Source organism: Actinocatenispora thailandica (genome assembly GCF_016865425.1).
Taxonomy (GTDB): Bacteria; Actinomycetota; Actinomycetes; order Mycobacteriales; family Micromonosporaceae; genus Actinocatenispora; species Actinocatenispora thailandica.
This window is the reverse complement of record NZ_AP023355.1, coordinates 1,337,005-1,360,157: the sequence shown is the minus strand read 5'-3', so window position 1 is coordinate 1,360,157 and position 23,153 is coordinate 1,337,005. Positions and strand designations below refer to the sequence as shown.

At 71.9% G+C, this 23,153-nt stretch carries 22 protein-coding genes, 2 tRNA genes and 1 pseudogene; 13 read left to right on the top strand and 12 right to left on the bottom strand.

Annotated elements, in window-relative coordinates; translation table 11 throughout:
* Positions 1–56: 56 nt before the first annotated feature.
* Both Athai_RS06075 and Athai_RS06070 read left to right on the top strand, forming a co-directional pair.
* Complete coding sequence (locus Athai_RS06075) at positions 57–464, top strand: hypothetical protein (protein WP_203960569.1); 408 nt, start codon at positions 57–59, stop codon at positions 462–464.
* A gap of 104 nt (positions 465–568) precedes the next feature.
* The gene (locus Athai_RS06070) at positions 569–967 is read left to right on the top strand and encodes a DUF3592 domain-containing protein (RefSeq protein ID WP_203960568.1); all 399 of its coding nucleotides are present in this window, start codon (positions 569–571) and stop codon (positions 965–967) included.
* Between the two features lie 28 nt (positions 968–995).
* On the opposite strand, the gene Athai_RS06065 is transcribed toward Athai_RS06070, so the two are convergent.
* The 4 genes from Athai_RS06065 to Athai_RS06050 all read right to left on the bottom strand — a co-directional run bounded on the left by Athai_RS06065 (position 996) and on the right by Athai_RS06050 (position 5,998).
* Positions 996–1,433, bottom strand: coding sequence for a DUF4233 domain-containing protein (locus Athai_RS06065; protein ID WP_203960567.1), 438 nt, complete (start codon positions 1,431–1,433; stop codon positions 996–998).
* On the bottom strand, positions 1,430–2,704 hold the full coding sequence (locus Athai_RS06060; protein ID WP_203965358.1) for a bifunctional folylpolyglutamate synthase/dihydrofolate synthase: 1,275 nt from the start codon (positions 2,702–2,704) through the stop codon (positions 1,430–1,432). The genes Athai_RS06065 and Athai_RS06060 overlap by 4 nt, the downstream gene beginning before the upstream one ends.
* A gap of 67 nt (positions 2,705–2,771) precedes the next feature.
* On the bottom strand, positions 2,772–5,393 hold the full coding sequence (locus tag Athai_RS06055; RefSeq protein ID WP_203960566.1) for a valine--tRNA ligase: 2,622 nt from the start codon (positions 5,391–5,393) through the stop codon (positions 2,772–2,774).
* A 122-nt stretch (positions 5,394–5,515) separates the two neighbouring features.
* Positions 5,516–5,998 carry a hypothetical protein gene (locus tag Athai_RS06050; protein ID WP_203960565.1) on the bottom strand — a complete coding sequence of 161 codons (483 nt, stop codon included), beginning with the start codon at positions 5,996–5,998 and terminating at the stop codon, positions 5,516–5,518.
* 225 nt (positions 5,999–6,223) lie between these two features.
* Here Athai_RS06050 and Athai_RS06045 point away from each other — a divergent pair, with 225 nt between their 5' ends.
* The 3 genes from Athai_RS06045 (at position 6,224) to Athai_RS06035 (ending at position 8,904) form a co-directional block, all read left to right on the top strand.
* On the top strand, positions 6,224–6,988 hold the full coding sequence (locus Athai_RS06045) for a hypothetical protein (protein WP_203960564.1): 765 nt from the start codon (positions 6,224–6,226) through the stop codon (positions 6,986–6,988).
* A 205-nt stretch (positions 6,989–7,193) separates the two neighbouring features.
* Positions 7,194–7,793, top strand: a complete 600-nt coding sequence (locus tag Athai_RS06040; RefSeq protein WP_203960563.1) for a hypothetical protein — start codon at positions 7,194–7,196, stop codon at positions 7,791–7,793.
* 160 nt (positions 7,794–7,953) lie between these two features.
* On the top strand, positions 7,954–8,904 hold the full coding sequence (locus Athai_RS06035) for a hypothetical protein (RefSeq protein WP_203966713.1): 951 nt from the start codon (positions 7,954–7,956) through the stop codon (positions 8,902–8,904).
* A 205-nt stretch (positions 8,905–9,109) separates the two neighbouring features.
* Here Athai_RS06035 and clpX read toward each other — a convergent pair whose 3' ends face one another.
* From clpX to Athai_RS06005, 6 genes and pseudogenes are all read right to left on the bottom strand, one after another.
* On the bottom strand, positions 9,110–10,402 hold the full coding sequence (gene clpX, locus Athai_RS06030; protein ID WP_203960562.1) for an ATP-dependent Clp protease ATP-binding subunit ClpX: 1,293 nt from the start codon (positions 10,400–10,402) through the stop codon (positions 9,110–9,112).
* 142 nt (positions 10,403–10,544) lie between these two features.
* Positions 10,545–11,195 carry an ATP-dependent Clp protease proteolytic subunit gene (locus tag Athai_RS06025; RefSeq protein ID WP_203965357.1) on the bottom strand — a complete coding sequence of 217 codons (651 nt, stop codon included), beginning with the start codon at positions 11,193–11,195 and terminating at the stop codon, positions 10,545–10,547.
* Positions 11,196–11,272: 77 nt separating this feature from the next.
* Positions 11,273–11,893: a ClpP family protease gene (locus Athai_RS06020; RefSeq protein ID WP_203960561.1), complete on the bottom strand. Its 621-nt coding sequence runs from the start codon at positions 11,891–11,893 to the stop codon at positions 11,273–11,275.
* A gap of 362 nt (positions 11,894–12,255) precedes the next feature.
* Positions 12,256–13,563 (bottom strand): annotated as a pseudogene (gene tig / locus Athai_RS06015) (trigger factor); the annotation flags it as partial.
* Positions 13,564–13,771: 208 nt separating this feature from the next.
* On the bottom strand, positions 13,772–14,032 hold the full coding sequence (locus Athai_RS06010) for a hypothetical protein (RefSeq protein WP_203960559.1): 261 nt from the start codon (positions 14,030–14,032) through the stop codon (positions 13,772–13,774).
* A 446-nt stretch (positions 14,033–14,478) separates the two neighbouring features.
* Positions 14,479–14,555 (bottom strand) — tRNA-Pro (locus Athai_RS06005).
* 105 nt (positions 14,556–14,660) lie between these two features.
* On the opposite strand from Athai_RS06005, the gene Athai_RS06000 reads away from it, so the two are divergent.
* From Athai_RS06000 to Athai_RS05985, 4 genes are all read left to right on the top strand, one after another.
* Positions 14,661–14,734, top strand: a tRNA-Gly gene (locus Athai_RS06000).
* Between the two features lie 145 nt (positions 14,735–14,879).
* Complete coding sequence (locus Athai_RS05995) at positions 14,880–15,317, top strand: DUF6228 family protein (protein ID WP_203960558.1); 438 nt, start codon at positions 14,880–14,882, stop codon at positions 15,315–15,317.
* A gap of 181 nt (positions 15,318–15,498) precedes the next feature.
* The gene (locus Athai_RS05990) at positions 15,499–15,915 is read left to right on the top strand and encodes a hypothetical protein (protein ID WP_203960557.1); all 417 of its coding nucleotides are present in this window, start codon (positions 15,499–15,501) and stop codon (positions 15,913–15,915) included.
* A 215-nt stretch (positions 15,916–16,130) separates the two neighbouring features.
* Complete coding sequence (locus tag Athai_RS05985) at positions 16,131–16,994, top strand: alpha/beta fold hydrolase (protein ID WP_203960556.1); 864 nt, start codon at positions 16,131–16,133, stop codon at positions 16,992–16,994.
* 166 nt (positions 16,995–17,160) lie between these two features.
* On the opposite strand, the gene Athai_RS05980 is transcribed toward Athai_RS05985, so the two are convergent.
* Positions 17,161–18,036: a LysR family transcriptional regulator gene (locus tag Athai_RS05980; protein WP_239156749.1), complete on the bottom strand. Its 876-nt coding sequence runs from the start codon at positions 18,034–18,036 to the stop codon at positions 17,161–17,163.
* Between the two features lie 98 nt (positions 18,037–18,134).
* Here Athai_RS05980 and Athai_RS05975 point away from each other — a divergent pair, with 98 nt between their 5' ends.
* The gene (locus Athai_RS05975) at positions 18,135–18,545 is read left to right on the top strand and encodes a nuclear transport factor 2 family protein (RefSeq protein ID WP_203960555.1); all 411 of its coding nucleotides are present in this window, start codon (positions 18,135–18,137) and stop codon (positions 18,543–18,545) included.
* Positions 18,546–18,634: 89 nt separating this feature from the next.
* Here Athai_RS05975 and Athai_RS05970 read toward each other — a convergent pair whose 3' ends face one another.
* Positions 18,635–19,624 carry a winged helix-turn-helix domain-containing protein gene (locus Athai_RS05970; RefSeq protein ID WP_203960554.1) on the bottom strand — a complete coding sequence of 330 codons (990 nt, stop codon included), beginning with the start codon at positions 19,622–19,624 and terminating at the stop codon, positions 18,635–18,637.
* A gap of 320 nt (positions 19,625–19,944) precedes the next feature.
* Between Athai_RS05970 and Athai_RS05965 the strand changes: the two genes are divergently transcribed.
* From Athai_RS05965 to Athai_RS05955, 3 genes are all read left to right on the top strand, one after another.
* The gene (locus Athai_RS05965) at positions 19,945–20,151 is read left to right on the top strand and encodes a hypothetical protein (protein WP_203960553.1); all 207 of its coding nucleotides are present in this window, start codon (positions 19,945–19,947) and stop codon (positions 20,149–20,151) included.
* A 30-nt stretch (positions 20,152–20,181) separates the two neighbouring features.
* Positions 20,182–21,999 carry a DNA helicase RecQ gene (gene recQ, locus Athai_RS05960; protein WP_203960552.1) on the top strand — a complete coding sequence of 606 codons (1,818 nt, stop codon included), beginning with the start codon at positions 20,182–20,184 and terminating at the stop codon, positions 21,997–21,999.
* A 338-nt stretch (positions 22,000–22,337) separates the two neighbouring features.
* Positions 22,338–23,087: an LPXTG cell wall anchor domain-containing protein gene (locus Athai_RS05955; protein ID WP_203960551.1), complete on the top strand. Its 750-nt coding sequence runs from the start codon at positions 22,338–22,340 to the stop codon at positions 23,085–23,087.
* Positions 23,088–23,153: the final 66 nt, after the last annotated feature.

Here is a 23,153-nt window from a genome sequence, read left to right as displayed (position 1 = left end):
GCGCCCCGGCCGCCAGTCGCTCCGGCATTCCCGGAGCGGCTGGCACCATGAAAGGCATGACCGAGGTCGTACGGCTCAGGACGGTCGTGGACGTGGATGCGGCGGGCTCGTCCCACCGGAACCTGTCCGCGACGGCGCGGCACGAAGCGGTGCTGGACGACGGTCGGCGAGTGCTGCTGCTCGACGACCGCGGCTGGGGCGCCTCCGGGCCGCCCGGGATCTGGGCCGCGACCAGCGTGGCAGACATCGAGGACACCGCCCGGATGGTCGTCGGCCCGGACGAACCGTCCGCCGGCCACACCGCGACGGACATGGCCGCCGACCACTGGGCACACCTCGCCGCTCTACTGCACCGGTCCGGCGTCACCGTCGACGCCGACCGGCTGGCCCGGCTCCCGCACGACGTCGTACTCAGCGACCGGCTGCGCGCCCGGCTCCGTGCGGGACCGGCGAACTCCCGGTAGCCGCCACATCCGCGCCGCCGTCGCCACGCGCGCCGCCCGGCCCGACGCGTGGGCGACCGGACTAGCCCCCACCGAGCGGGGCGGCATGGAGTAGCGTCCGCGGCGTGCCGCTGCTGATCATGTTTCTGGCCATCGCGGCGCTCGGCGCCGGGATGCTCGTAGCGAACCTGGTCCCGATGCTGCGCAGCGTCGTGGTGCGGCGCACCGGTACCCGGGTGGCGGGCTCCGTCACCGGCAACGACGTCAAGCGGGTCGGCAACGGCGCGAGCCTGTTGCGCCCGACCGTGCGTTACACCCTCGACGGGCACGAGTACGAGGCACGGCTGGCCAACTACACCTCGAACGCCGGCCTCCCGGAGGGCACCGCGATCGATCTCGCGGTGGCGCCCGGTCGGCCGTACCGGCCCGTCGCGGTCGAGCTGAGCTCCTGGCCGGCGGTGTTCTGGTGGCTGATCCCGCTCGGCGTCGGCGTGCTCGGTGCGATCTGCGTCGGCTCCGGGTAGCGTGCCGGCACCGCCCGCAGGTACCCGGTCAGATGCGGCCGAGGATGGTGCGACGCACGTGCAGCACGTACAGCCAGACGCCGGCGAAGATGCAGCCGATCACGGCGATCGCCCAGTGTGCCAGGCCGGTCGCGATCACCAGCGCCTGCAGCACGATCCCGGCGTACCAGGCCCACCGGTGCCGGAGCAGCCCGATCAGGACGATCCCGAGCGCGGCCAGGATCGCCACCGCAGCCATGCCCCAGCCGGGCGCCTTCAGCATCCGCAGCGGCAACACCGCGAGCAGCAGCACCAGCGCCTCGATGGCCAGCACCCCGGCGCCCACGCCGCGCAACGCGCCTGCCGGGTTCCGCAACCCCGACACCGGCCTCCCCTGCGCATCCGTGCCGGCACCGGACTCCGGATCGTTCCCGGACTCCGGATCCGCGCTGCGGTCGGCGGGCCGGTCGGGGTGCTCGTCGCTCATCGCCGCAGCAGCTTCCGCGCGTCGGCAACGGTGACCACCGACCCGGTGATCAACACCCCGAGACCGCCCAGCGCCGGATCCTCGCCCTGCTCGGACAGGCCGACGGCCTCCTGGATCGCGTCCGGAAGCTCCGGCTCGACGTGTACCCGATCGGCGCCGAAGATCTCCGTGGCCAGCGCCGCGAGCTGCGGCACCGGCATCGCCCGCGACGACGAGTTGCGGCTCACCACGATCTCGTCCGCGACCGGCTCCAGCAGCTCCAGCATCGAGCTGACGTCCTTGTCGGTCAGCGCCGCTACCAGCACCACCAGCCGGCGGAACTCGAACTCCTCGGTCAGCGCGGTGACGGTGGCGGTCATCCCGGCCGGGTTGTGCGCCGCGTCCAGCAGCACGGTCGGCGAGGTGCGTACCCGCTCCAACCGGCCCGGCGAGCTGACCTGCGCGAACCCGTCCCGGACCAGGTCGGCGGACAGGGCCCGGCCGCCGGCTCCGGCGCCGAACAGCGCCTCCACCGCGGCCAGCGCCACCGCGGCGTTCTGCGCCTGGTGCGCGCCGTGCAGCGGCAGGAAGACGTCCGAGTAGACCTCGCCGAGGCCCTGCAGGTTGAGCAGCTGGCCACCGATCGCGACCTGCCGGCGCAGCACCCCGAACTCGCTGCCCTCCCGCGCGAGCGTCGCGTCCACCGCGGCGCACCGCTCGACGATCGGCCGGACGGCCTCCTCGACCTGCGCGGCGGCGATCAGCGTGGCCCCCTCGTACACGATGCCCATCTTCTGGGTGGTGATCTCGGCGATCGTGTCGCCCAGCCACTCCGAATGGTCCAGCCCCACCGGCGTCAGCACGCACACCGGCGCGTGCAGCACGTTGGTGGCGTCGGTGGCGCCGCCCAGGCCGACCTCCACCACCGCGACGTCCACCGGCGCGTCCGCGAACGCGGCGAACGCCATCGCCGTGGTCAGCTCGAAATAGGTCACCGGCTCCGGGTACTCGGCGTCGACCATCGCCACCAGCGGCGCGATCTCCTCGTACACCTCGACGAAGCGGCGCTCGCTGATCGGCTCGCCGTCGATGGAGATGCGCTCCCGGACCGTCTCCAGGTGCGGGCTGGTGTACCGGCCGGTACGCACCCCGTGCGTGGTCAGCAACGAGTCGATCATCCGCGCCGTGGACGTCTTGCCGTTGGTGCCGGTCAGGTGGACGGACCGGAACGCACGCTGCGGGTTGCCGAGCAGATCGAGCAGGGTGACCATGCGCTCCGGCTCGAACACCATCCGGGTGAACCCGCGCTCCAGCAGCTCCGCGTCGACCGCCGCGAAGTCCGCCGACTCGTCGCCGCGATCAGCCACGCCCGGCCAGCCCCTCCAGCGCCGCGGTCAGTCGCGCGATGTCCGCGGTCGCCGCCACCTGCCGATCCCGGATCTTCGCCACCACCTGCTCCGGCGCCTTCGCCAGGAACCCGTCGTTCGCCAGCTTCCGCGTGGTGCCGTCCAGCTCCTTGCGGGCGGCGGCCAGGTCCTTCTCCAGCCGGGCGCGCTCGGCGGCGACGTCGATGCTGCCCCGGGTGTCCAGCTCCACCGTGACCCCGGTGACCGTGACGCTCGCGGTCGGCTCGAAGCCGTCGGCCGGCTCGTTCAACCGGGCCAGCGAACCGATCAACTGGTGGTGCCCACCGATCCCGGCCTCGGCCAGGCCGGCCAGCCGGGCCGCGACCCGCTGCCCCGGCTTGAGCCCCTGGTCGGACCGGAACCGGCGGATCTCGGTGACCACCCGTTGCAGGGTGGCGACCTCCGCCTCGGCCGGTGCGTCCACCAGCGACTCGTCGGCGGCCGGCCAGGCCGCCACCATCACACTGTCCGCGCCGGTCAGCGTCGACCACAGCTCGTCGGTGACGAACGGCATCACCGGATGCAGCAGCCGCAGCAAGGTGTCCAGGACGTGCCCGAGCACCCGGCGGGTCACCCGCGCAGCGTCGCCGTCGGCGGACAGCACCGGCTTGGCGAGCTCCAGGTACCAGTCGCAGACGTCGTCCCAGGCGAAGTGGTAGAGCAGGTCGCAGACCTTGCCGAACTCGTACGCCTCGAACAGCCGGTCGACCTGCGACACCGTGCGCTGCAGCCGGGACAGCACCCAACGGTCCACAGTGGACATCTCGGCCGGCGACGGCAGGTCACCCTCGACGGTGGCACCGGACAGCAGCGCGAACCGGGTCGCGTTCCACAGCTTGTTGCAGAAGTTGCGGGAGCCCTGCGCCCACTCCTCGCTGACCGCCACGTCCGAACCGGGGTTCGCCCCGCGGGCCAGGGTGAACCGGGTGGCGTCCGCGCCGTAGGTGTCCATCCACTCCAGCGGATCGACCACGTTGCCGCGCGACTTCGACATCTTCTTGCCGAACTGGTCACGCACCAGGCCGTGCAGCACCACCTGATCGAACGGCTGCCGCCCGTCCATCGCGTACAGCCCGAACATCATCATCCGGACAACCCAGAAGAACAGGATGTCGTACCCGGTGACCAGCACGCTGGTCGGATAGAACTTCGCCAGCTCCGGGGTCTGTGCCGGCCAGCCCAGCGTGGAGAACGGCCACAGCGCCGAGGAGAACCAGGTGTCCAGCACGTCGGAGTCCTGCACCCAGCCGTCGCCCGTCGGCGGTTCGTCGTCCGGACCGACGCACACCATCTCGCCGTCCGGCCCGTACCAGATCGGGATCCGGTGGCCCCACCACAGCTGGCGCGAGATGCACCAGTCGTGCATGTTGTCCACCCAGTCGAAGTAGCGTTTCTGCTGCTCGACCGGGTGGATGGTGACCCGCCCGTCGCGCACCGCGGCGCCGGCCGCGGCGGCCAGCGGCTCGACCTTGACGAACCACTGCTTGCTCAGCCGCGGCTCGACGGTGGTGTTGCAGCGCGAGCAGTGCCCGACGGCGTGCACGTACGGGCGCTTCTCGGCGACGATGCGGCCCTGCTCGCGCAGCGCCGCGACGATCGCCGGCCGCGCCTCGAACCGGTCCAGCCCCTCGAACGGGCCGTGCACGGTGATCACGCCGTGCTCGTCGAGGACCGTGATCGACGGCAGGTCGTGCCGCTGCCCGATCTCGAAGTCGTTCGGATCGTGCGCCGGGGTCACCTTCACCGCGCCGGTACCGAACTCGGGGTCGACGTGCGCGTCCGCCACCACCGGGATGTGCCGCCCGGTGAACGGCAGCTCCACGGTGCGACCGACCAGGTGCGCGTACCGCGCGTCGTCCGGGTGCACCGCGATCGCGGTGTCACCGAGCATCGTCTCGGCCCGGGTGGTGGCCACCACGATCGCGTCGTCGCCGTCCCCGTACCGGATGGAGACCAGCTCGCCGTCGTCGTCGGAGTGCTCCACCTCGATGTCACTCAGCGCCGTCAGGCAGCGCGGGCACCAGTTGATGATGCGCTCGGCGCGGTAGATCAGGCCCTCGGAGTAGAGCCGCTTGAAGATCGTCAGCACCGCGCGGGACAGCCCGGCGTCCATCGTGAACCGCTCGCGGCTCCAGTCGACCGAGTCACCCAGCCGGCGCATCTGGCCGAGAATCCGGCCGCCGAACTCCTCCTTCCACTGCCAGACCCGCTCGACGAACGCCTCCCGGCCGAGATCGTGCCGGGACTTGCCGTCCTGCTCGGCGAGCTGCCGCTCCACCACGTTCTGGGTGGCGATGCCGGCATGGTCCATGCCGGGCATCCACAGCGCCTCGTACCCCTGCATCCGGCGCCGGCGGATCAGCGAGTCCTGGATCGTGTGGTCCAGCGCGTGGCCCATGTGCAGCGAACCGGTCACGTTCGGCGGCGGGATCACGATCGAGAACGGCGGTCGCTGCGACGTGGCGTCCACCCCGAAATACCCCGCCGATACCCACTGCTCGTAGCGGCGGGCCTCGACCTCGCCGGGCTGGTACTGAGCGGACAGTTCGGACTGGGTCTGCGGTGTCACGGTCACCCCGACGAGTCTACGGAGCCCCCGTCACGCGATGCCACGGGGCGCCCACCGCCGGCCCGGCCACCCGACCCTGACGGCACCCACCCGAAGCCCGCGGTACGCCGCCGGCGCGACGCCGGCCGTTACCGCCAGGGGCCGTACTGCCCCGCGCCGTACTGCCCGTACGGGTCGGGTGGCGGCGGCGCGGCCCCCGAGCGGTACCACGCCATGGTCTCCGCCCGGCGCAGCACGAACAGCGCGTAGATCCCGCACGGGATGCCGGCCAACAGGCAGCATCCGGTCAGCGGCACGATCGCCAGCACCGCACCCACCGTGGTGAGCCGGCGGTTGCGGCGCCGCAGCATCTGCACCCCGCCGATGATCGTCGCCGGCGACAGGAACACCGACAGCACCGGCGAGAACAGGACCACGTACGCGAAGATGTCGCTGCCGCCGAAACCCACCTGCTGCTGCACGTCGTCGTGCACCACCGACAGGCCGGCGGCCATCCAGATCGCCGCGCTGACGAAGCTCGCGGCGCCGGACAGGATCAGCGCGATCGCGGCACCGGTGACACCGGGCGGCCGGGAAGGCATCGGGGCCGCCGTCGCGGGCTGGTACGCCATGATCGCAACATAGTCGCCCGGCTCCACCCGGGCGGTCGGCCTTTCGTACCGAGCGTCCGAATCCACCGAAAGGCCGAGGCCAGCACGACGGAACGGGCGATAACGTGTTTCGGCCCCACGCCAGATCCCCAGCGGCGATGTCGGGCGGCACGACCCTACGCGTACCGCCCTGCGCTCGTTCCGGGACTTCTCCGCGTCCCTGGGGCCGTCCCCTCCCGTAGGAGCATGATGAGTTCGGCAGACGACACCGTCCGCACCGCACCACAGCCCGGCGAGTCGGCCGACGACGGCCCGTCGACAGCACCCACCGCCCCGCCCGCCGCGAGTTCGCCGGCAACGACGACCTCGGTCCGGAAGCCGCAGGCCGCGGCCGGCGACGAGTGGGTGGCCGGGTTCCCGGACGCGCCACCATCGGAGAGGAAGTCGCGCAAGGGGCTCGTCACGCTCATCGTGCTGGCCGTCGTGGTGCTGATCGCCGGCGCCGTCACCGCCGGCTACCTCAACCACCGGGCCGACATCGCGGCCGATGCGCACACCACGGTGCAGACCCCGGCACACGCCGGGGGCCTGACGAAGGTCGACGGCAACGCCACCGCCAGCACGCTGGAGCAGCGGATGTCGGACGCAGGCCTGTTCACGCACAGCATCGGCGCCGCCTACCGCAAGCCCGGCGCCGAGACGCTGGTCCTCGTGTGGGGCGGCGAGCTGGCGGAGTCGGAGCCCGGCACCATCACCGACCAGAGCGACGAGTTCTTCGGCTCCGGCGCGGGCGGCCGGTGGGGCGACCTGCACCGGGTCGACGCACCCGACTCGATCGGCGGCCAGATGAAGTGCGCCGACCAGATGAACGGCGGCGTACAGGGCGGCGCCACCGCGTTCTGCCTGTGGGGCAACCACAAGGCGGCCGTCGCGTTCATGGCCGCGGGCTCCGGCGACCAGCTCGCCGCCACCGCCGCCGGCATGCTCACCGACCTGGTCCACCGTGGCTGACGGGCCCGCGCCGGCACCGGGCGAGGGGACCGCCACCCCGCCGCCGGATTCCGCGCCAGCCGGCGAACCGTCTGTTCCGACCCTGCAGGCCGAAACCCCAGCGGTGCCCGATCCTCCCACCCCACCGGTCGACGCCTCGGCACAGTCATACCCGGGATCGGACCACCCATCCGAGCGCCACGGACCCGAGATCACGGCCGGGCAGGTGCCGGCGGAGAACCCCCGGCGGTATCGGGTAGGCGGCCTGATCGGGGCCCTCGCGTTGATCCTGATCGCGGTTACCAGCGGTTACGTCTGGCGCCACCTCGGCCGGCACCTCGTCGAGTCCGGCACAGCGGCGCGCACCACGCTGTCCACGCCGAACCACATCGGCGATCTGGCCAGGGAACCGCACAACGACGTCGCTGCTCGGATGAGAAACGATGTCTCCGGGTCGTTCCGGTCCCCGATCGGAATCGCCTACCAGGACCCAACCGCCACCGCAGCCGTCTACGTCTGGGGTGGACTGTTCACCCACGGCCTGTCGACCGACGTCGACGACGGCTTCGACAGCTTCTTCGGCAACCTTTCCAACGGCAAGCAGTCCGTCGAACACAAGCAGACTGTCACCCCACCGGCACAGATTGGCGGGCGCATGGCCTGTGCCCAGCTGACTCTTCGGACAGCAACCGGCACCGTCGTGGGAGGTGTGTGCAGCTGGCACAACCGCGATGCGCTGGTCAGCGTGCTCTGCTACGGCCAGTCCGAGGCGGCCCTACAGCAACGCGCGAGCCAGATCCTGCCGGCCGTCGTGCACCAGCGGTGACGTCGAGGACCGTGCTGCCCTCACCCGGCTGATCGCTGGACGGCCGGCGTCTCGGCCCCGTGCACCGGGGCGCCGCCGCCGCGTCCCGGTCATGATCGCGCCGCGAGGCTCCGGCCCCCGCTCGTACCCTGGCGGCACCCGCAACCCGATCGGAGCACCGATGTCCGCGCCGTACCCCCCAGGCACGCCCGACCCGGATCCGCAACGGCAGCCGCCGCAGTACGAGGTGTCGCCGTTCGGCGACCAGCAGCAGGGCGGTGGCGCGCAGCCGGCACCTCCGCCGTACGGCGGAAGCCAGCCCGCGCCCCCGTACGGCGACGTGCCGCCGCCCGGCCCCCAGTACGGCACGGCGCGGCAGTACGGGTCTGGCGGGTACCCGCCAGACCCGTACGGGGTGGAGGCGCCGGGCACCGCGTACGGCGCGCCACCGGCCGCGCCCGGCTACCCGGCACCCGGATACCCGGCGCCCGGATACTCGGCACCGGGGTATCCCGCAGCGGCGCCGCCGGTACCGGCGAAGAAGTCCCGGACCGGGCTGATCATCACGCTGGTGTGCGCGGGCGCGGTGCTGCTGGTGCTGTGCGGCATCGGCGGGTACGCGTTCGTGCAGGGCACCGTCGGCATCGGGCTCGGCGCCAAGAACTCCGCGACCACGCTGTCCACGCCGAACTCGGCCGGTGGGCTGACCAAGAAACCCAACGACACCGTGGCCGCCTCGATGAAGCGCGAACTGGACGGTGAGGACGCGTTCGCCACCACGATCGGCGCCGCCTACACCAACGGCTCCGACACCACCGTCTACGTGTGGGGCGGCACCATGGACACGACGCTGGACAGCGTCGCGAACCACCTCGACGACTTCTTCTCTGGCCTGTCCGGCGACTCGGTGACGGTCAGCGGGAAGCACTCGGTCGACCCGCCGTCCGCGGTCGGCGGCTCGATGAAGTGCGCCAAGGTCTCCCTCGGCTCGTCCGGCTCAAAGGGCGGCGTCTGCGCCTGGGCCGACCGGGTGGCGCTGGTCGGTGTGATGAGCCTGACCGGCGGCGAACCGCCCGTCGAGACCCTCACCGGCAAGCTGCTCCCGGACGTCGTGCACAAGGGCGGCAGCTGACCAGGCCGCTCGGCCGGTACCGACCGACGAAGCCGGGCGGAGCGACCGGGCCCGCAGGGGTCGCCCCGTGGCGGGGACCATGGTCACGGCCGGGAGCGGGCCACGCGCGGGCAGCGGCACGAAACGACACCACGACACCACGACACCACGACACGCGAAACGGCCCCGGCGATCGCCCGCCGGGGCCGTTTCGTCGTCTGGTCGGTCAGGCCGACTTCTCGCGGCGCTCCCGGCTGCGCGACTCGCGCGCCTCCCGCGGCACGATCGTCGGGTTGACGTTCTCCAGGACCACGTCGCGGGTGACCACCACCCGGGCGACGTCGAGCCGGGACGGGATCTCGTACATCACGGGGAGCAGCACCTCCTCCATGATGGCGCGCAGCCCACGGGCGCCGGTGCCGCGCAGGATCGCCTGGTCGGCGATCGCGGCCAACGCCTCCTCGTCGAACACCAGCTCGACGCCGTCCAGCTCGAACAGCCGCACGTACTGCTTGACCAGCGCGTTCTTCGGCTCCTGGAGGATCCGGATGAGCGCGTCGCGGTCGAGGTTGCGCACGCTGGTGACGATCGGCAGCCGGCCGTTGAACTCCGGGATCATGCCGAACTTGAGCAGGTCCTCCGGCATCACGTCGGCGAACACGTCGTCGGTCGAGCGCTCTTCCTTGCTGTGCAGCTGGGCGCCGAAGCCGATGCCCTTGCGACCGACCCGCTGCTCGATGATCTTCTCCAGGCCGGCGAACGCGCCACCGCAGATGAACAGCACGTTGGTGGTGTCGATCTGGATGAACTCCTGGTGCGGGTGCTTGCGGCCGCCCTGCGGCGGGACGCTCGCGGTGGTGCCCTCCAGGATCTTCAGCAACGCCTGCTGCACGCCCTCGCCGGACACGTCCCGAGTGATCGACGGGTTCTCGCTCTTGCGGGCGACCTTGTCGATCTCGTCGATGTAAATGATGCCCGTTTCGGCCCGTTTGACATCGTAGTCGGCCGCCTGGATAAGTTTGAGAAGAATGTTCTCGACGTCCTCACCCACGTAGCCGGCCTCGGTCAACGCGGTCGCGTCCGCCATCGCGAACGGCACGTTGAGCATCCGGGCCAGGGTCTGCGCCAGGTGCGTCTTACCGCACCCGGTGGGCCCGATGAGCAGGATGTTCGACTTGGCCAGCTCGACCGGGTCGGCGCCCGAGGCGCGGTGCCCGGCGGCATCCGCCTGGATGCGCTTGTAGTGGTTGTAGACCGCCACCGACAGGGCGCGCTTCGCCCCGTCCTGGCCCACCACGTACTGGTCGAGGAACTCGCAGATCTCCTTGGGCTTGGGCAGCTCGTCCCACTTGACGTCGCCCGACTCGCTCAGCTCTTCCTCGATGATCTCGTTGCACAGGTCGATGCACTCGTCGCAGATGTAGACCCCAGGGCCCGCGATGAGCTTCTTGACCTGCTTCTGAGACTTCCCGCAGAAGGAACACTTGAGCAGGTCACCGCCGTCGCCGATCCGTGCCACCTACGACTCCCCTGCAACGGCGGCCGGGGCGCCCGGCCGCTCCTGACTGATTCGCGCTGCACCTGCTCCAGCGCCGTACCTGTCGAACAGACTCTTCGACCGTACCCGCTCGGCGGCCCGAAACGGACCCCGAGCGGGGCTTTCAGCCCGCCACCGCCGCGGCCGCGTTCTTCTTCCGGCTCGGCAGCACCTGGTCGACCAGCCCGTACGCCATCGCCTCGTCGGCCGTGAGGATCTTGTCACGGTCGATGTCGCGCTTGACCTGCTCGACATCGCGATCCGAGTGCTTGGAGATCAAGTCTTCCAGCAGCGTGCGCATCCGCATGATCTCCCGTGCCTGGATCTCGATGTCGGACCCCTGACCGTACCCGCCTTCGGTCGCCGGCTGGTGGATGATGATGCGCGAGTTGGGCAGCGCCATCCGCTTGCCGGGCGCGCCGGCCGCCAGCAGCACCGCCGCCGCGGACGCCGCCTGGCCCAGGCAGGCCGTGGAGATGTCACACCGGATGTACTGCATCGTGTCGTAGATCGCGGTCATCGCGGTGAACGAGCCACCCGGCGAGTTGATGTACATGGTGATGTCGCGGTCGGGGTCCATCGACTCCAGCGCGAGCAGCTGCGCCATCACGTCGTTGGCTGACACGTCGTCGATCTGCGCGCCGAGGAAGATGATCCGCTCCTCGAACATCAGGTTGTACGGGTTGGACTCCTTCACCCCGTACGACGTGCGCTCGACGAACGACGGCAGGATGTAGCGGTTCTGCACCGGCGCGAAGCCGGTCGGCATGGCCATCGGGCTGCCGGGTGTGGAAAGGCTCATGGTGGTTTCCTTCGTTGAGGCCGGGCGTTGACTCGCGGACGACTGCTGGCTCAGGACAGCCCGGCGCCACCGGGGACCTGCGAGGCGCCGGTCACCACGTGGTCGATGAAGCCGTAGTCCTTCGCCTCCTCGGCGGTGAACCACCGGTCCCGGTCGGAGTCGGTCTCGATCTGCTCCAGCGTCTGCCCGGTGTGGCGCGCGACGCACTCCTGGAACATCTTCTTCGTGTACACCATCTGCTCGGCCTGGATGGCCACGTCGGCCGCCGTGCCGCCGATGCCGCCGGACGGCTGGTGCATCATGATCCGCGCGTGCGGCAGCGCGTACCGCTTGCCGGTGGTGCCGGCGCACAGCAGCAGCTGCCCCATCGAGGCTGCCATGCCCAGCGCGTAGGTGGCCACGTCGTTCTTGACGAACTGCATGGTGTCGTAGATCGCCATGCCCGCGTAGACCGACCCGCCCGGCGAGTTGATGTAGAGCGAGATGTCGCGCTCCGGGTCCTCCGCGGCCAGCAGCAGCAGCTGGGCGACGACGCGGTTCGCCGACTCGTCGCTGACCTCGCTGCCCAGGAAGATGATCCGCTCCCGCAGCAGCCGGTTGAAGACCAGGTCGTCGAATCCGCCGCTGCCGCTGTCCGCGGAGCGCGCGGAAGGCGTGTACAGGTCAGTCATGTTGCGATCCTCTCGGCCCACACGGCACCGGCGGCGATGCTGCCGACCCGGCGCTGGTTTCGTCATCGACCCTAGCCGGTACGTGCGCCCCACTGCCGCCGACGGGCCGGGTGTTCGCTCTCAGCGCATCGTGCCACGCGGCGCGCCGCAACCGGACGGCAAACACCGACCGGCCCGCACCCGGGACACGGGTGACGGGCCGGTCGGCGCAGAAACGAACCAGCTCACTCGGCCTTCGCCGCGGCCTCCTGCTCGGTGGCCTCGGCGGCCTCGGCGGGCGCCTCCGGCGCGTCACCCTCGGGCGCGTCACCCTCGGGCGCGTCGTCCGCCGCCTCGTCCCGCGGCTCACCGGCCGGGTTGAGCACCGCCGTCAGGTCGACCTCGTTGCCGGCCGAGTCGGTCACCTTGGCGTGCTCAAGCACCATCGACAACGCCTTGCCGCGGCGCACGTCGGCCACCACGCCCGCCAGCTGACCGGAACGAACCAGCTGGTCGGCGAACTGCTGCGGCGGCGCACCGGCCTGCTGCGCCCGGCGCACGACCTCCTCGGTCAGCTCCTGGTCGTTGACGCCGACCTCCTCGGCGTCGGCCAGCGCATCGAGCACCAGCTGGGTCTTCACCGCTTCCTCGGCGTTGCCCTTCAGCTCGGCGTCGAAGTCCTCCGCCGACTTCTCCTCGGCCGCCAGGTACTGGTCGAGGTTGGAGCCCATCTGCTCCAGCTGCTCGGACATGTTCTGCTTGCGGTACTCGACCTCCTCGGTCACCACGCCCTCGGGGATCGGGACGTCGGTGGCCGCGAGCAGCGCCTCCAGCGCCTTGTCCCGCGCCTGGTAGGCCTGGTCGAGCTTCTTCTGCCGCTCGACCCGGCCGCGGCCGTCGGCGCGCAGCTCGTCCAGCGTGTCGAACTCACTCGCCAGCTGCGCGAACTCGTCGTCCAGCTCGGGCAGCTCCTTCTCCCGGACGCTGCGCACGGTGACCTCGATCTGGGCGTCCTCGCCGGCGTTCGGGCCACCGACCAGCTTGCTGGTGAAGGTGGTCGTCTCGTCCTTGCTCAGCCCCACGATCGCGTCGTCGATGCCGTCCAGCAGCTGGCCGGACCCGATCTCGTACGACATGCCGCTGGCCGTGCCGCCCTCGACCTCCTTGCCGTCCACCGTGGCGGCCAGGTCGATGGAGACGAAGTCGCCGGTCTGCGCCGGCCGCTCGACACCCTTGAGGGTGGCGAACCGGTCCCGCAGCTGCGCGATCTGCGCGTCCACGTCCTCGTCGGTCACCGAGTACTCGTCGACCGTGGCGGTGATCGTGGACAGGTCCGGCAGGGTGATCTCCGGGCGGACGTCGACCTCGGCGGTGAAGGTGACCTTGTCACCGTCGTTCAGCTCGGTCACCTCGACCTCGGGGCGGCCGATCGCCTTGACGTCGTGCTCCTTGATCGCCGCCATGTACTGCTCCGGCAGCGCCTCCTGCACCGCCTCCTGCAGCACCGCGCCGCGACCGACCCGCTGGTCGATCAGCCGGGTCGGCACCTTGCCGGGCCGGAAGCCCGGAATGCTCACCTGCTGGGCGATGGTCCGATACGCCTTCTTCACGCTCGGTTCGAGCTCGGAGAAGGGCACCTCGACCGACACCTTCACCCGGGTAGGGCTCAACGTCTCGACGGCGCTCTTCACAGGGGTACTCCTCGGCAGGTGATCGGGTGCTTTACGACGGCGGTCTGGTGGTCGGGACGTGCGCCCACGCGGGCAGACCGGCCGCTGACCGACCGAGTCTAGGCGAGCGCCACGGAACGCAACGACTCGGGCGCCCGACCGGCCGGATGGTGCGACCCGACCAGCGTACGCCGGACCTGCCGCCACCCCGGCGGCGCCTCGTGCCCGGTCAGGCAGCGGGCGTCGGGTACAGGTCGACGAAGGAGAACGGTGGCTCCACGCCCGGCCGGTAGACCACCACGGTCACCGGCGACTCCGGCTCCGTCACTCCGACCCGGTCCAGCACCGACGACAGCGGTTCCTCCGCCAGGGCCAACACCAGGCGACGGCCGGCCCGAAACCCGACCGACCGGGCAAAACACCGAAACATCGGGTCCCGCAGCCGGCTCGCGAACTCCCGCGCGGCCCGCCAGGCGACCACCTCAGACACCCCTGCACCGTTCATCGTGTACCCATCGTGATGCCTCCGGCGGGGCGGCGACACCGGCCGCCCGTCCCACCTGCCGGCGCCGTTGGGTCACCCTTCGCGGACCGAATCGGCGACCCGGTCCGAGCAGCACCGGCCCTCCCCACGCCGCACGGCCCGAGCCGAGCCGCACGGCCCGAGCCGAGCCGCACGGCCCGAGCCGAGCCGGCCCGTACCGCGCGAGCCGAGCCACCGTCCACACCACCCAGCCTGGGCGAACCGATGGGTACACCGCCCTGCTCCGAGCGGGCCGACGCCCGCACATACCCTGCGCCGAGCGAGCCGAGACGGCCGATCCGACCCGCTCACGTCGCCTCGGTTCGGACGGGTGCCACCCGCGATCCGACTCGGTCGGGGCCGGGCGCGACACGACCCCGGCCGCATGGTCGCGGGCCGGGGTCGAGGTCACCTGGTCGGGGTGGCGGGATTTGAACCCACGGCCCCTCGCTCCCAAAGCGAGTGCGCTACCAAACTGCGCCACACCCCGGGTGTCTGCGACAGTGTAGGCCGTCGGTCCGCCGAGCCGCGCACACCGCCCCGCCGCTCCCTATGTACCCTGATGCCGCAGGCTCGGCACCGTCGGGTCGGCGCCGCGGGTGTAGCTCAATGGCAGAGCCCCAGCCTTCCAAGCTGGTCATGCGGGTTCGATTCCCGTCACCCGCTCCACACCCGAAACCCCAGGCCCACTTGTCCGGCTTGGGCGTCTTGCCCCGGGAGCCGCCGGGCACGGTCGCAGCAGCCTGCTCCCCCGCTGAAGCGGCGCCTGCCGGTCGGTTGGCGCTGATCGGCTCGCACCCTAGGCTGTGGGGCCATGGCGGAGCGGTTCGAGCTTCAGCAAGGAACGGCTCGCTGGGTGCTCGGCGCGCCCTACAACCCCTGGGAAGAACCGCACTTCGGATGGCGAGTCGCGACCGAACTCCACGACGGAGCGATGAACGCCGCCACCGACGCCGGTATCGACGGCTGGTCGGACGACTCACGAGGCCTCACGGTGGCGGGCTTCGTCGCCGAACTGGCCGCCAGCTGGCGCGGATGGCACGGCGTCCGGCGTTGGCGGTCACTCGACCACGAGCTGCAACTCGATGCCCGGCACGACGGCCACGGACACGTCGACCTCGGCGTAACCCTTCGAGAGTCAGGCGCCGACTTCGTCGGGAGGCATTGGTGCGCCCGCACAGTCTTCGTACTCGAAGCCGGCGAGGAGACGGGCCGCCTCTCCTCGGACCTGGCGGACGCACTCCGGCACTGACCCGAGCCTGGGGCCGTCAGGGGTGGCCGGCCGGGGTCTCCGGGCCATCCCGGGCCTGCTGGAGGACCATGGAGCACCCGGCACGCTGCTTCGTGAGGTGCTGGGGCCTGTCGTCGCAGCCAAAGGGTGTCCCGATCGATATCGTCGCTGCGACTCGCGCACCTCGCCGGGAGGAGTCGGCATGAAGCGACAGCCGTTCCCGCTCGCCGATCAGGTGCCCGACCAGCTGCGCGGAGTGCTCCTCGACTTCTGGTGGGATGCCGAACGACCGTGGCAGCTGGACCTACCAGTGACGCGGTTTCCCGTCGAGCGGCTGTGCTGGCAGCTCGACCTCCCCATGTGGGCGGTGCACGGCGTTCCCTTCCAGGTATCGCCGGCACAGGTTGCGGCAGCCCCGGACCGGTATCCGGTGCAGCACGCTCGCACCATGGCCGCCGACCTGCGGTACCCGCTGCACATCGCCTGGCTGACCGGGCGCCCCACCGTGCTCGACGGAGTGCACCGGCTGCTCGGCGCGCAGCTGGCCGGGCATCCGACGGTGCTGGTGAAGGTCGTCCCGGACGATCGCTTCGACGACTTCGCCGTCCCCGCTCCCTGACTCGCCGGTCGGGTCCGACGAGCCAGGATGGCGGACGAAGGCCAGCCGACCGCGCGAGCGGTGCGCTCCGGCGATCGGGAAGTTCGGGACGCGATCTCCGAGCTGGCAACGCACGCCGCGGGCACGAGCACCGCCCGCCCACGGCGCCGCGTGTCGACCCGGGCCGAGAAGCGGCGCGCGCCCGAGGGGCTCGCGTTCGCGTCTACGCTCACGTCGTGGCCGCCACGATGATCGAGATGGACGACGGGGCGCGTTTGCGCACGTGGACCACAGGCCCGGCGACGTGCTCGCACCCTCCGGTGGTGCTGATACATGGCGGTCCGGGGATCCCGGACTACCTTGCCCCGGTTGCCGGCATCCTCGATGACCGGTGCGTCGTCCACCGTTACGACCAACGCGGCACCGGTGGATCACCCTGGCAGGGGCAGCACACGATCGCCCGGCACGTTCGAGACCTCGAGTTGCTGCTCGACACCTGGGGGCACCGTCGGGTCACCCTGGTCGGGCACTCCTTCGGTACCAACATGGCCAGTTACTTCCTGCTCGCCCATCCGGACCGCGTGGCCGGCCTGGTCCAGCTCGCGGGCCCGTTCCTGGGGTCGTGGCGGGAGCCCGACCTGGCGGCTCAGCGAGCCCGACGGTCCCGGCGGCAACAGGAGAGGCTCGAACGCCTGGATGCGGTCGCGTCGCGTACCGAGGCCGAAGAGGTCGAGTACCTTGCGCTGTCCTGGTTCACCGACCACGCCGACCGGGCGCGAGCATGGGACTGGGCGCTGGCCGCCGCTCGCACCCTGCGGCCGGTCAATTACGAGATGAATGCGCAGCTCAATGCCGCGAAGGTGACCGACCCGCTCGAAGCGCACGTGGACGAGCTTCGCGAGCTGCTGCCGCCCCACGCGGCCATCATCGGTGGAGCCGACGACACCCGTCCCGCGGACAACCTGCGACGACTCGGTACCCGCCTCGGTTGTCAGGTCACGCTCGTCGCCGACGCCGGCCATCACCCGTGGCTGGAGGCGCCGGACGAGTTCAGCGCGGCGTTTCGGGCAGCGATCCGGAACCAGGCTCCTGCGTCGTGAGCCCAGCGATCGGCAGGTCGGAAACGGCCGCGGCCTCCCGGACACCGCAGGCACGCAGGTACGGCAAGAAGGCGCTGATCCTGGTGGAGCAGCGGACGCCGGTTCGTCGGTGAACTCACGCCGCGGGGACGCCGCGAGGTTCACCGGGGCTCGCTCATCGCGACGCTCACCGTACGGCAGGATCACGGCCGGTGCGGACGGCCGCGGCGGCGCGGGCGAGGGCGGCGAGGCTCGGGGACCTGGTGTGCGCGGGCCAGGCGAGCAGCAGCGTGACCGGCGCCGCGTCGACGACCGGTACTCCGGTCACGTCGTGCCGCAGCGGCATCGCGGCCGCCAGCGAGCGGGGTACCACGGCGATCGCCTGACCCAGCGCGACGAGTTGCAGCAGCTCGGCGACGCTGGCCGGTGCTGGGTTCCCGGGCGCGGCGGCTCGCCGGGGCGTGCGGTCGCCGTCCGGCCCGGGCAGGTACTCGTCGGGGAGGTCCGCGAGGCGAACCTCGCGGCGGGCGGCGAGCGGGTGGGACGCCGGCAGTACCGCCATCCGGGTGTCGGTCCGCAGCGGCTCGACGTCGAACCCGTGCAGGTCGTCCGACGGCTCGAACAGCAGGGCGGCGTCGGCGCGGCCGTCGCGCAGCAACTGCCCGCGGTCGGCTTCGAACACCACCCGGACCGGCCGCGACTCGGGCTGCCGCGCGAAGGCGGCGAGAACGGCGGGCAGCAGGCCGAAGTCGCCACCCGCCTTCAGCGCGAGGACCAGCCCGCGGTCCCGGCTCGCCGCTCGCTCGGTGCGGCGAGCGGCCGCCTGCACCGCGGTGAGAACCCGGCGCGCCTCCCGCGCCAGTACCAGACCGGCCGGCGTGATGGTGACGCCCCGGCTGCCGCGGTCGAACAGCACCACGCCGAGGCGGCGTTCCAGCTTCTGCACCGTCCGGGACAGCGCCGGCTGCGCGATGCCGAGCCGGGCCGCCGCCCGACCGAAGTGGAGTTCGTCGGCCACCGCCAGAAAATGCGCCAGCTCCCGGGTCTCCAGCATCGTCCCCATGCCCGAAGGGTATCGATCGCGGTGCAACGGGCCTTGGACGCGAACCGGTCGCGGCTGCTGGAGTGGGGGCATCGAACCGACGATCGGGAGGCGACGAGATGGCATCGACGGCGGGCCCGCGCGAGGTCCTGGCGCGCTTCCGGGACGCGGCGATCGGGCAGTCCACCGACGGCATGCGGCGGCTGTACGCCGCCGATGCGATCCACGAGTTCCCGTTCCACCGCCCGGGCGTACCGGCACGCCTCACCGGGCGCGACGAGATCGTCGCCTGGACCGCGGCCGGCTGGCGGGCCCGCCGCTTCGAGTACGAGCGGTACCGGACGCTCGCCGTGCACGACACCGGCGATCCGGGGACGATCGTCGTCGAGCAGCAGGCGATCGGACGCAACACCGCCAGCGGCCGGGAGTTCGTCCTGCCGAACATCGTCGTGCTGACCGTCCGGCACGGTCTGATCGGCCACCTGCGCGACTACGTCAACCTCGTCGCGGTCGACGCCGCCCTGTCCTGAACCGTTCCGGCCATCGCCGTACCGGACACCCCGCCGGCAGCCGCACCGTGCCAGTCTCTCCCCGTTGCCGGCGGCGGGCCGGTGCGGTGTCACGTGGCCGGGGCGGCGAGCAGGGAAAGGCCCAGTTGGGTGGGGACGTGCAGGGCGGCGTTGCGGTGCCGGACGGTGCGCACCAGCCCGGCGGCCCGCAGTACCGTCGCGTGCTGGCTGGCGCCGGCCGGGGAGATGTCGGCCAGCCGGGCGAGTTCGGTGGTACTGCACTCCGGATGCTCGGCGATCGCGGTGAGCACGGTGGCTCGGGTACGGCCGAGCAGCGCGGCGACCGCCGGCCCGGCCGCTGCTGCGGGCGTGAGCGCGGTGAGCCAGGGCAGCCCGGCGGCGGCGTCCACCGGGTAGGCGACGACCGGTTGCTGGTCGCCCTCCGCGCTGACGAACGCGCGGCTGGCGAACGCGGACGGGGCCAGCAGCACGCCCTGCCCGGCGAGGTACAGGTCGTGGTCGAGGCCGGTCGGCATCCGGATCTCCAGCACCGGCGAGCGCCAGCGCAGCCATTCCGGGCTCGCCGCGGCCAGCACCGCCGCCACCCCGCCGGCCTGGAACTGGCGCAGCCGGACCGCCCGGTCGGCGGCGTAGGTGTCGGCCAGCCGTGGCCAGTAGGGCGCCAGGAGCCGGTCGAACAGCTGCTCGACCCCGGCGTGCAGGCTGGCGCGCAGCTCGGCGTCGTGCCCGAGGCCGGCGGCCCAGCGCGGGACCGGGTCGTGGCAGGTGATGTCGGCGAGTTCGCGGGCCACCGTGGCGTCCGGGATGGTTCGTGCCTGCTCCAGCAGCTGCTCGGGGGTACCGGGGAGGCCGGGCCAGCAGAACGTGGGCGCGACCGCGTTCGGCGGGCTCAGCGAGAGCGCCATCCGGGCCGGCTCCGGCAGCCGGACGGCGCAGTGCCGGCGCCACGCCGCGAACCGCACCGGCTGGCTGCGGTCCTGCACCGCGCGCACCGCGAGCTGCAATTCCAGCAGTGGCAGCGGCTCGGCCGACACCCGGGTACGCGCGAGGTCGTGTGCGGTGAAGTGGATCCGGTACACCCAACCCTCCGAAACCCGGCGGCCAGTTCTCCCCCGATCATCCCGGAAACGTCCAGCTTCAGCCCACGCTGAATGCTGTCGCGAACCGGACTCATCCGGCCGCACCCTCGGTCCCGCGTCGCCGTCACGGCGTCGGGATGGTGGTCCCGCCGGCATCGAACGGGGGCCGGCGGGACCACGCGGGGCCGGCCAGGACCGGTGACCGTTTCGTGACCCGGACGCCGGGGTAGGAACACCTCAGATCGCCGGGCAGGTGCCGAACACCTCGACGGCGATCGGTTCCGGCGACACGAGGTCGCCGGCCGGACCTTGGAGGCGGCGTGCGCATCGGACGCATCGGCATCGTCGTGGTTCTCGTCTGGCTCGTCATCGGCGCGATCGCCGCGGCCCAGCGTGGCTACTTCAGCAGCTCGACGGCACACTGCGGGACGGTCGGCAGTACGGTCGTGACGATCGTCGCCGGTCCGCTCAACTACCTCGGCGTCAACCCGAAGATCAGCTGCCACGTCCCGCAGCCGTCGAAGTAGCGGCTGGGTGGCGGTGGCTACGATCGGGTGATGTCTTTCCGGGGGCTCGACGCGATCGACGTGCTGCGCAAGGTGTTCGGCTACGACGAGTTCCGCGGCGAACAGCAGCACATCATCGAGCACGTGGTCGGCGGCGGCGACGCCCTGGTGCTGATGCCGACCGGCGGCGGAAAGTCGCTGTGCTACCAGATCCCGGCGCTGGTGCGAGACGGCGTCGGGATCGTGGTGTCGCCGCTGATCGCGCTGATGGCCGACCAGGTCGACGCGCTGACCGCGCTCGGGGTGCGGGCCGGGTTCCTCAACTCGACGCAGGACTTCGAACAGCGCCGGCTGGTGGAGCAGGAGTTCCTGGCCGGTGAGCTCGACCTGCTCTACCTCGCGCCGGAACGGCTCGGCGTGCCGGCCACCCAGCGGCTGCTGGAGCGCGGCACGATCAGCCTGTTCGCCATCGACGAGGCGCACTGCGTGTCGCAGTGGGGCCACGACTTCCGGCCCGACTACCTGGGGCTGTCGATGCTGCACGAGCGGTGGCCGGACGTGCCGCGCATCGCGCTGACCGCGACCGCCACCCCGGCCACCCACACCGAGATCGCGCAGCGGCTCAACCTGACCGGCGCGCGGCACTTCGTGGCGAGCTTCGACCGGCCCAACATCCAGTACCGGATCGTGCCGAAGGGCGAGCCGCGCAAGCAGCTGTTGCAGGTGTTGCGCAGCGAACACGACGGCGACGCGGGCATCGTGTACTGCCTGTCCCGGGCATCGGTGGAGAAGACCGCCGCGTTCCTGACCGACCAGGGCATCGAGGCGCTGCCGTACCACGCGGGGCTGGACGCGCGCACCCGCGCCACCAACCAGTCCCGGTTCCTGCGCGAGGACGGCATCGTGATGGTGGCGACGATCGCGTTCGGGATGGGCATCGACAAGCCCGACGTGCGGTTCGTCGCGCATCTCGACCTGCCGAAGTCGGTCGAGGGCTACTACCAGGAGACCGGCCGGGCCGGCCGGGACGGGCTGCCGTCCACCGCCTGGCTGGCGTACGGGCTGGCCGACGTGGTGCAGCAGCGCAAGATGATCGACGACTCGGACGGCGACGACGCGCACCGCCGGCAGCTGACCGCGCACCTGGACGCGATGCTGGCGCTGTGCGAGACGGTGCAGTGCCGTCGGGTGCGACTGCTCGACTACTTCGGCGAGTCGGCGCAGCCGTGCGGCAACTGCGACACCTGCCTGGACCCGCCGGCCTCCTGGGACGGTACGGTTCCGGCGCAGAAGCTGCTGTCGACGGTGCTGCGGCTGGACCGCGAGCGGGGGCAACGGTTCGGCGTCGGGCAGGCGATCGACATCCTGCTCGGCAAGCAGACCCCGAAGGTCACCCAGCACCGGCACGACCAGCTGTCGGTGTTCGGCGTCGGCAGCGATCTGACCGAGGCCCAGTGGCGCACGGTGACCCGGCAACTGCTCGCGCAGGGACTGCTGAACGTCGAGGGTGACTACGGCACGCTGGTGTTGACCGAGCGCAGCGCGGACGTGCTGCGCGGCCAGCATACGGTCCGGCTGCGCACCGAGCCGGAGCGCCGCAAGGCGGCGAAGACCAAGCGCGCCAGCGCATCCGCCGAGTTGCCGCCGGAGGCCCAGCCGGTCTTCGAGGCGCTGCGCAGCTGGCGCGGCGGCACCGCGAAGGAGCAGGGCGTCCCGGCGTACGTGGTGTTCCACGACGCGACGTTGCGGGAGATCGCCACCCGCCGGCCCACCGACCTGTCCGAACTCGGCGCCGTCTCCGGCGTCGGCGAGAGCAAGCTCGCCAAGTACGGCGAGGGCATCCTGGCGGTCCTCGCCGAGCAGCGCTGACCCGGACCCGGGCGGGCTACCCCAGGCGGCGGGCTACGGCCGGCGGCGGTCTACGCCGGGCGGCGGGCTACGGCCGGCGGCGGGCTACGCCGGGCGGCGGCGACCGGCGCGGTGGTCGCCGCCGGGGTGCGCGGCACGGACCGCAGCCGTGGCGGGCCGCGCGGTGACAGCGGGCCGTCGCGCGATCCGCCGTTCGGCTGATTTCCGGTGCGGATCTGTCCGCACTGTCCGCTCTTGGGGCAGATCCCGGTATTGACCGGCACGAAAGACTGACGATGCTCGCGTCGCATCCCCTACCGACGCGAGTCGGACGCAGACCCCCACCCGAAAGGGTTTCCGTGAAGCTCACCCTGCTCGCCGCCGGGTTCGCCGGCGGCGTCCTCGTGCTGGCCGGTGCGACCACCGCCGCAGCCGACCCGCCCGGGCCCGGCGGGCCCGGCGATCCCGGCGCCCACCACCCGGTGACGGTGTCCGCGGCCTGGTCGCAGCAGCTCGCGTACCAGGGCGACACCATCGTGCTGACCGCGCGGGCGAAGCAGCCCTCGGTGTCGACGCCGTCGATCACGATCAGCGCGACGGTGCCGGCCGACGCGCTGAAGCCGGCCGGCGGCGCCGGCTGCCACACCGACGCCGCCGCGAACACGGTGACCTGTACCAGCACCTCGTACCAGAAGGCGCCGTTCCGGTTCGTGGTGAAGACCGCCGAGTCCCGGAAGGTGGTCGCCGCGGTCACCGCCAAGGCCGCTACCGGGGATGCCGGCCGGACGCAGGCCGTCGTGGCGGTGGACGCCGCGGCGAGCCCGTCGCCGTCGGCGTCCAGCCCGAGCGCGTCGCCCAGCCAGTCGCCGAGCGAGTCGGCCAGCGCCGAGCCGAGCGGCTCGGCCAGCGCGCAGCCGTCGGGTTCGGCGAGTGGGTCCCCGACCACCACGCCCCCGGGGTCGGCGAGCCCGTCGTCGGGCTCCGGCGGGGACCTGCCGGTGACCGGGACCTCGCTGACGATCTTCGCGGTCCTGGCGGCGGTCCTACTGGCGGCCGGCGGCGCCCTGCTGGTCGTGGCCCGCCGCCGGACGGGCCGGCAGAGCCGGTGAGCCTCCGGCCGGCGGACAGCCAGGGCCGCCACGGCCGGCCGGGAAGCCTCTGAGCCGGACCCAAGC

Coding starts and splice junctions, on each gene's coding strand:
- Athai_RS06050 (WP_203960565.1), bottom strand. CDS start 5,998: ATGGCGTACCAGCCCGCGACGGCGGCCCCGATGCCTTCCCGGCCGCCC.
- Athai_RS06075 (WP_203960569.1), top strand. CDS start 57: ATGACCGAGGTCGTACGGCTCAGGACGGTCGTGGACGTGGATGCGGCG.
- Athai_RS06045 (WP_203960564.1), top strand. CDS start 6,224: ATGATGAGTTCGGCAGACGACACCGTCCGCACCGCACCACAGCCCGGC.
- Athai_RS06060 (WP_203965358.1), bottom strand. CDS start 2,704: ATGGTGTTCGAGCCGGAGCGCATGGTCACCCTGCTCGATCTGCTCGGC.
- Athai_RS05980 (WP_239156749.1), bottom strand. CDS start 18,036: ATGGGGACGATGCTGGAGACCCGGGAGCTGGCGCATTTTCTGGCGGTG.
- recQ (WP_203960552.1), top strand. CDS start 20,182: ATGTCTTTCCGGGGGCTCGACGCGATCGACGTGCTGCGCAAGGTGTTC.
- Athai_RS06020 (WP_203960561.1), bottom strand. CDS start 11,893: ATGACTGACCTGTACACGCCTTCCGCGCGCTCCGCGGACAGCGGCAGC.
- Athai_RS05990 (WP_203960557.1), top strand. CDS start 15,499: ATGAAGCGACAGCCGTTCCCGCTCGCCGATCAGGTGCCCGACCAGCTG.
- Athai_RS06025 (WP_203965357.1), bottom strand. CDS start 11,195: ATGGCCATGCCGACCGGCTTCGCGCCGGTGCAGAACCGCTACATCCTG.
- Athai_RS05995 (WP_203960558.1), top strand. CDS start 14,880: ATGGCGGAGCGGTTCGAGCTTCAGCAAGGAACGGCTCGCTGGGTGCTC.
- Athai_RS05975 (WP_203960555.1), top strand. CDS start 18,135: ATGGCATCGACGGCGGGCCCGCGCGAGGTCCTGGCGCGCTTCCGGGAC.
- Athai_RS06065 (WP_203960567.1), bottom strand. CDS start 1,433: ATGAGCGACGAGCACCCCGACCGGCCCGCCGACCGCAGCGCGGATCCG.
- Athai_RS06035 (WP_203966713.1), top strand. CDS start 7,954: ATGTCCGCGCCGTACCCCCCAGGCACGCCCGACCCGGATCCGCAACGG.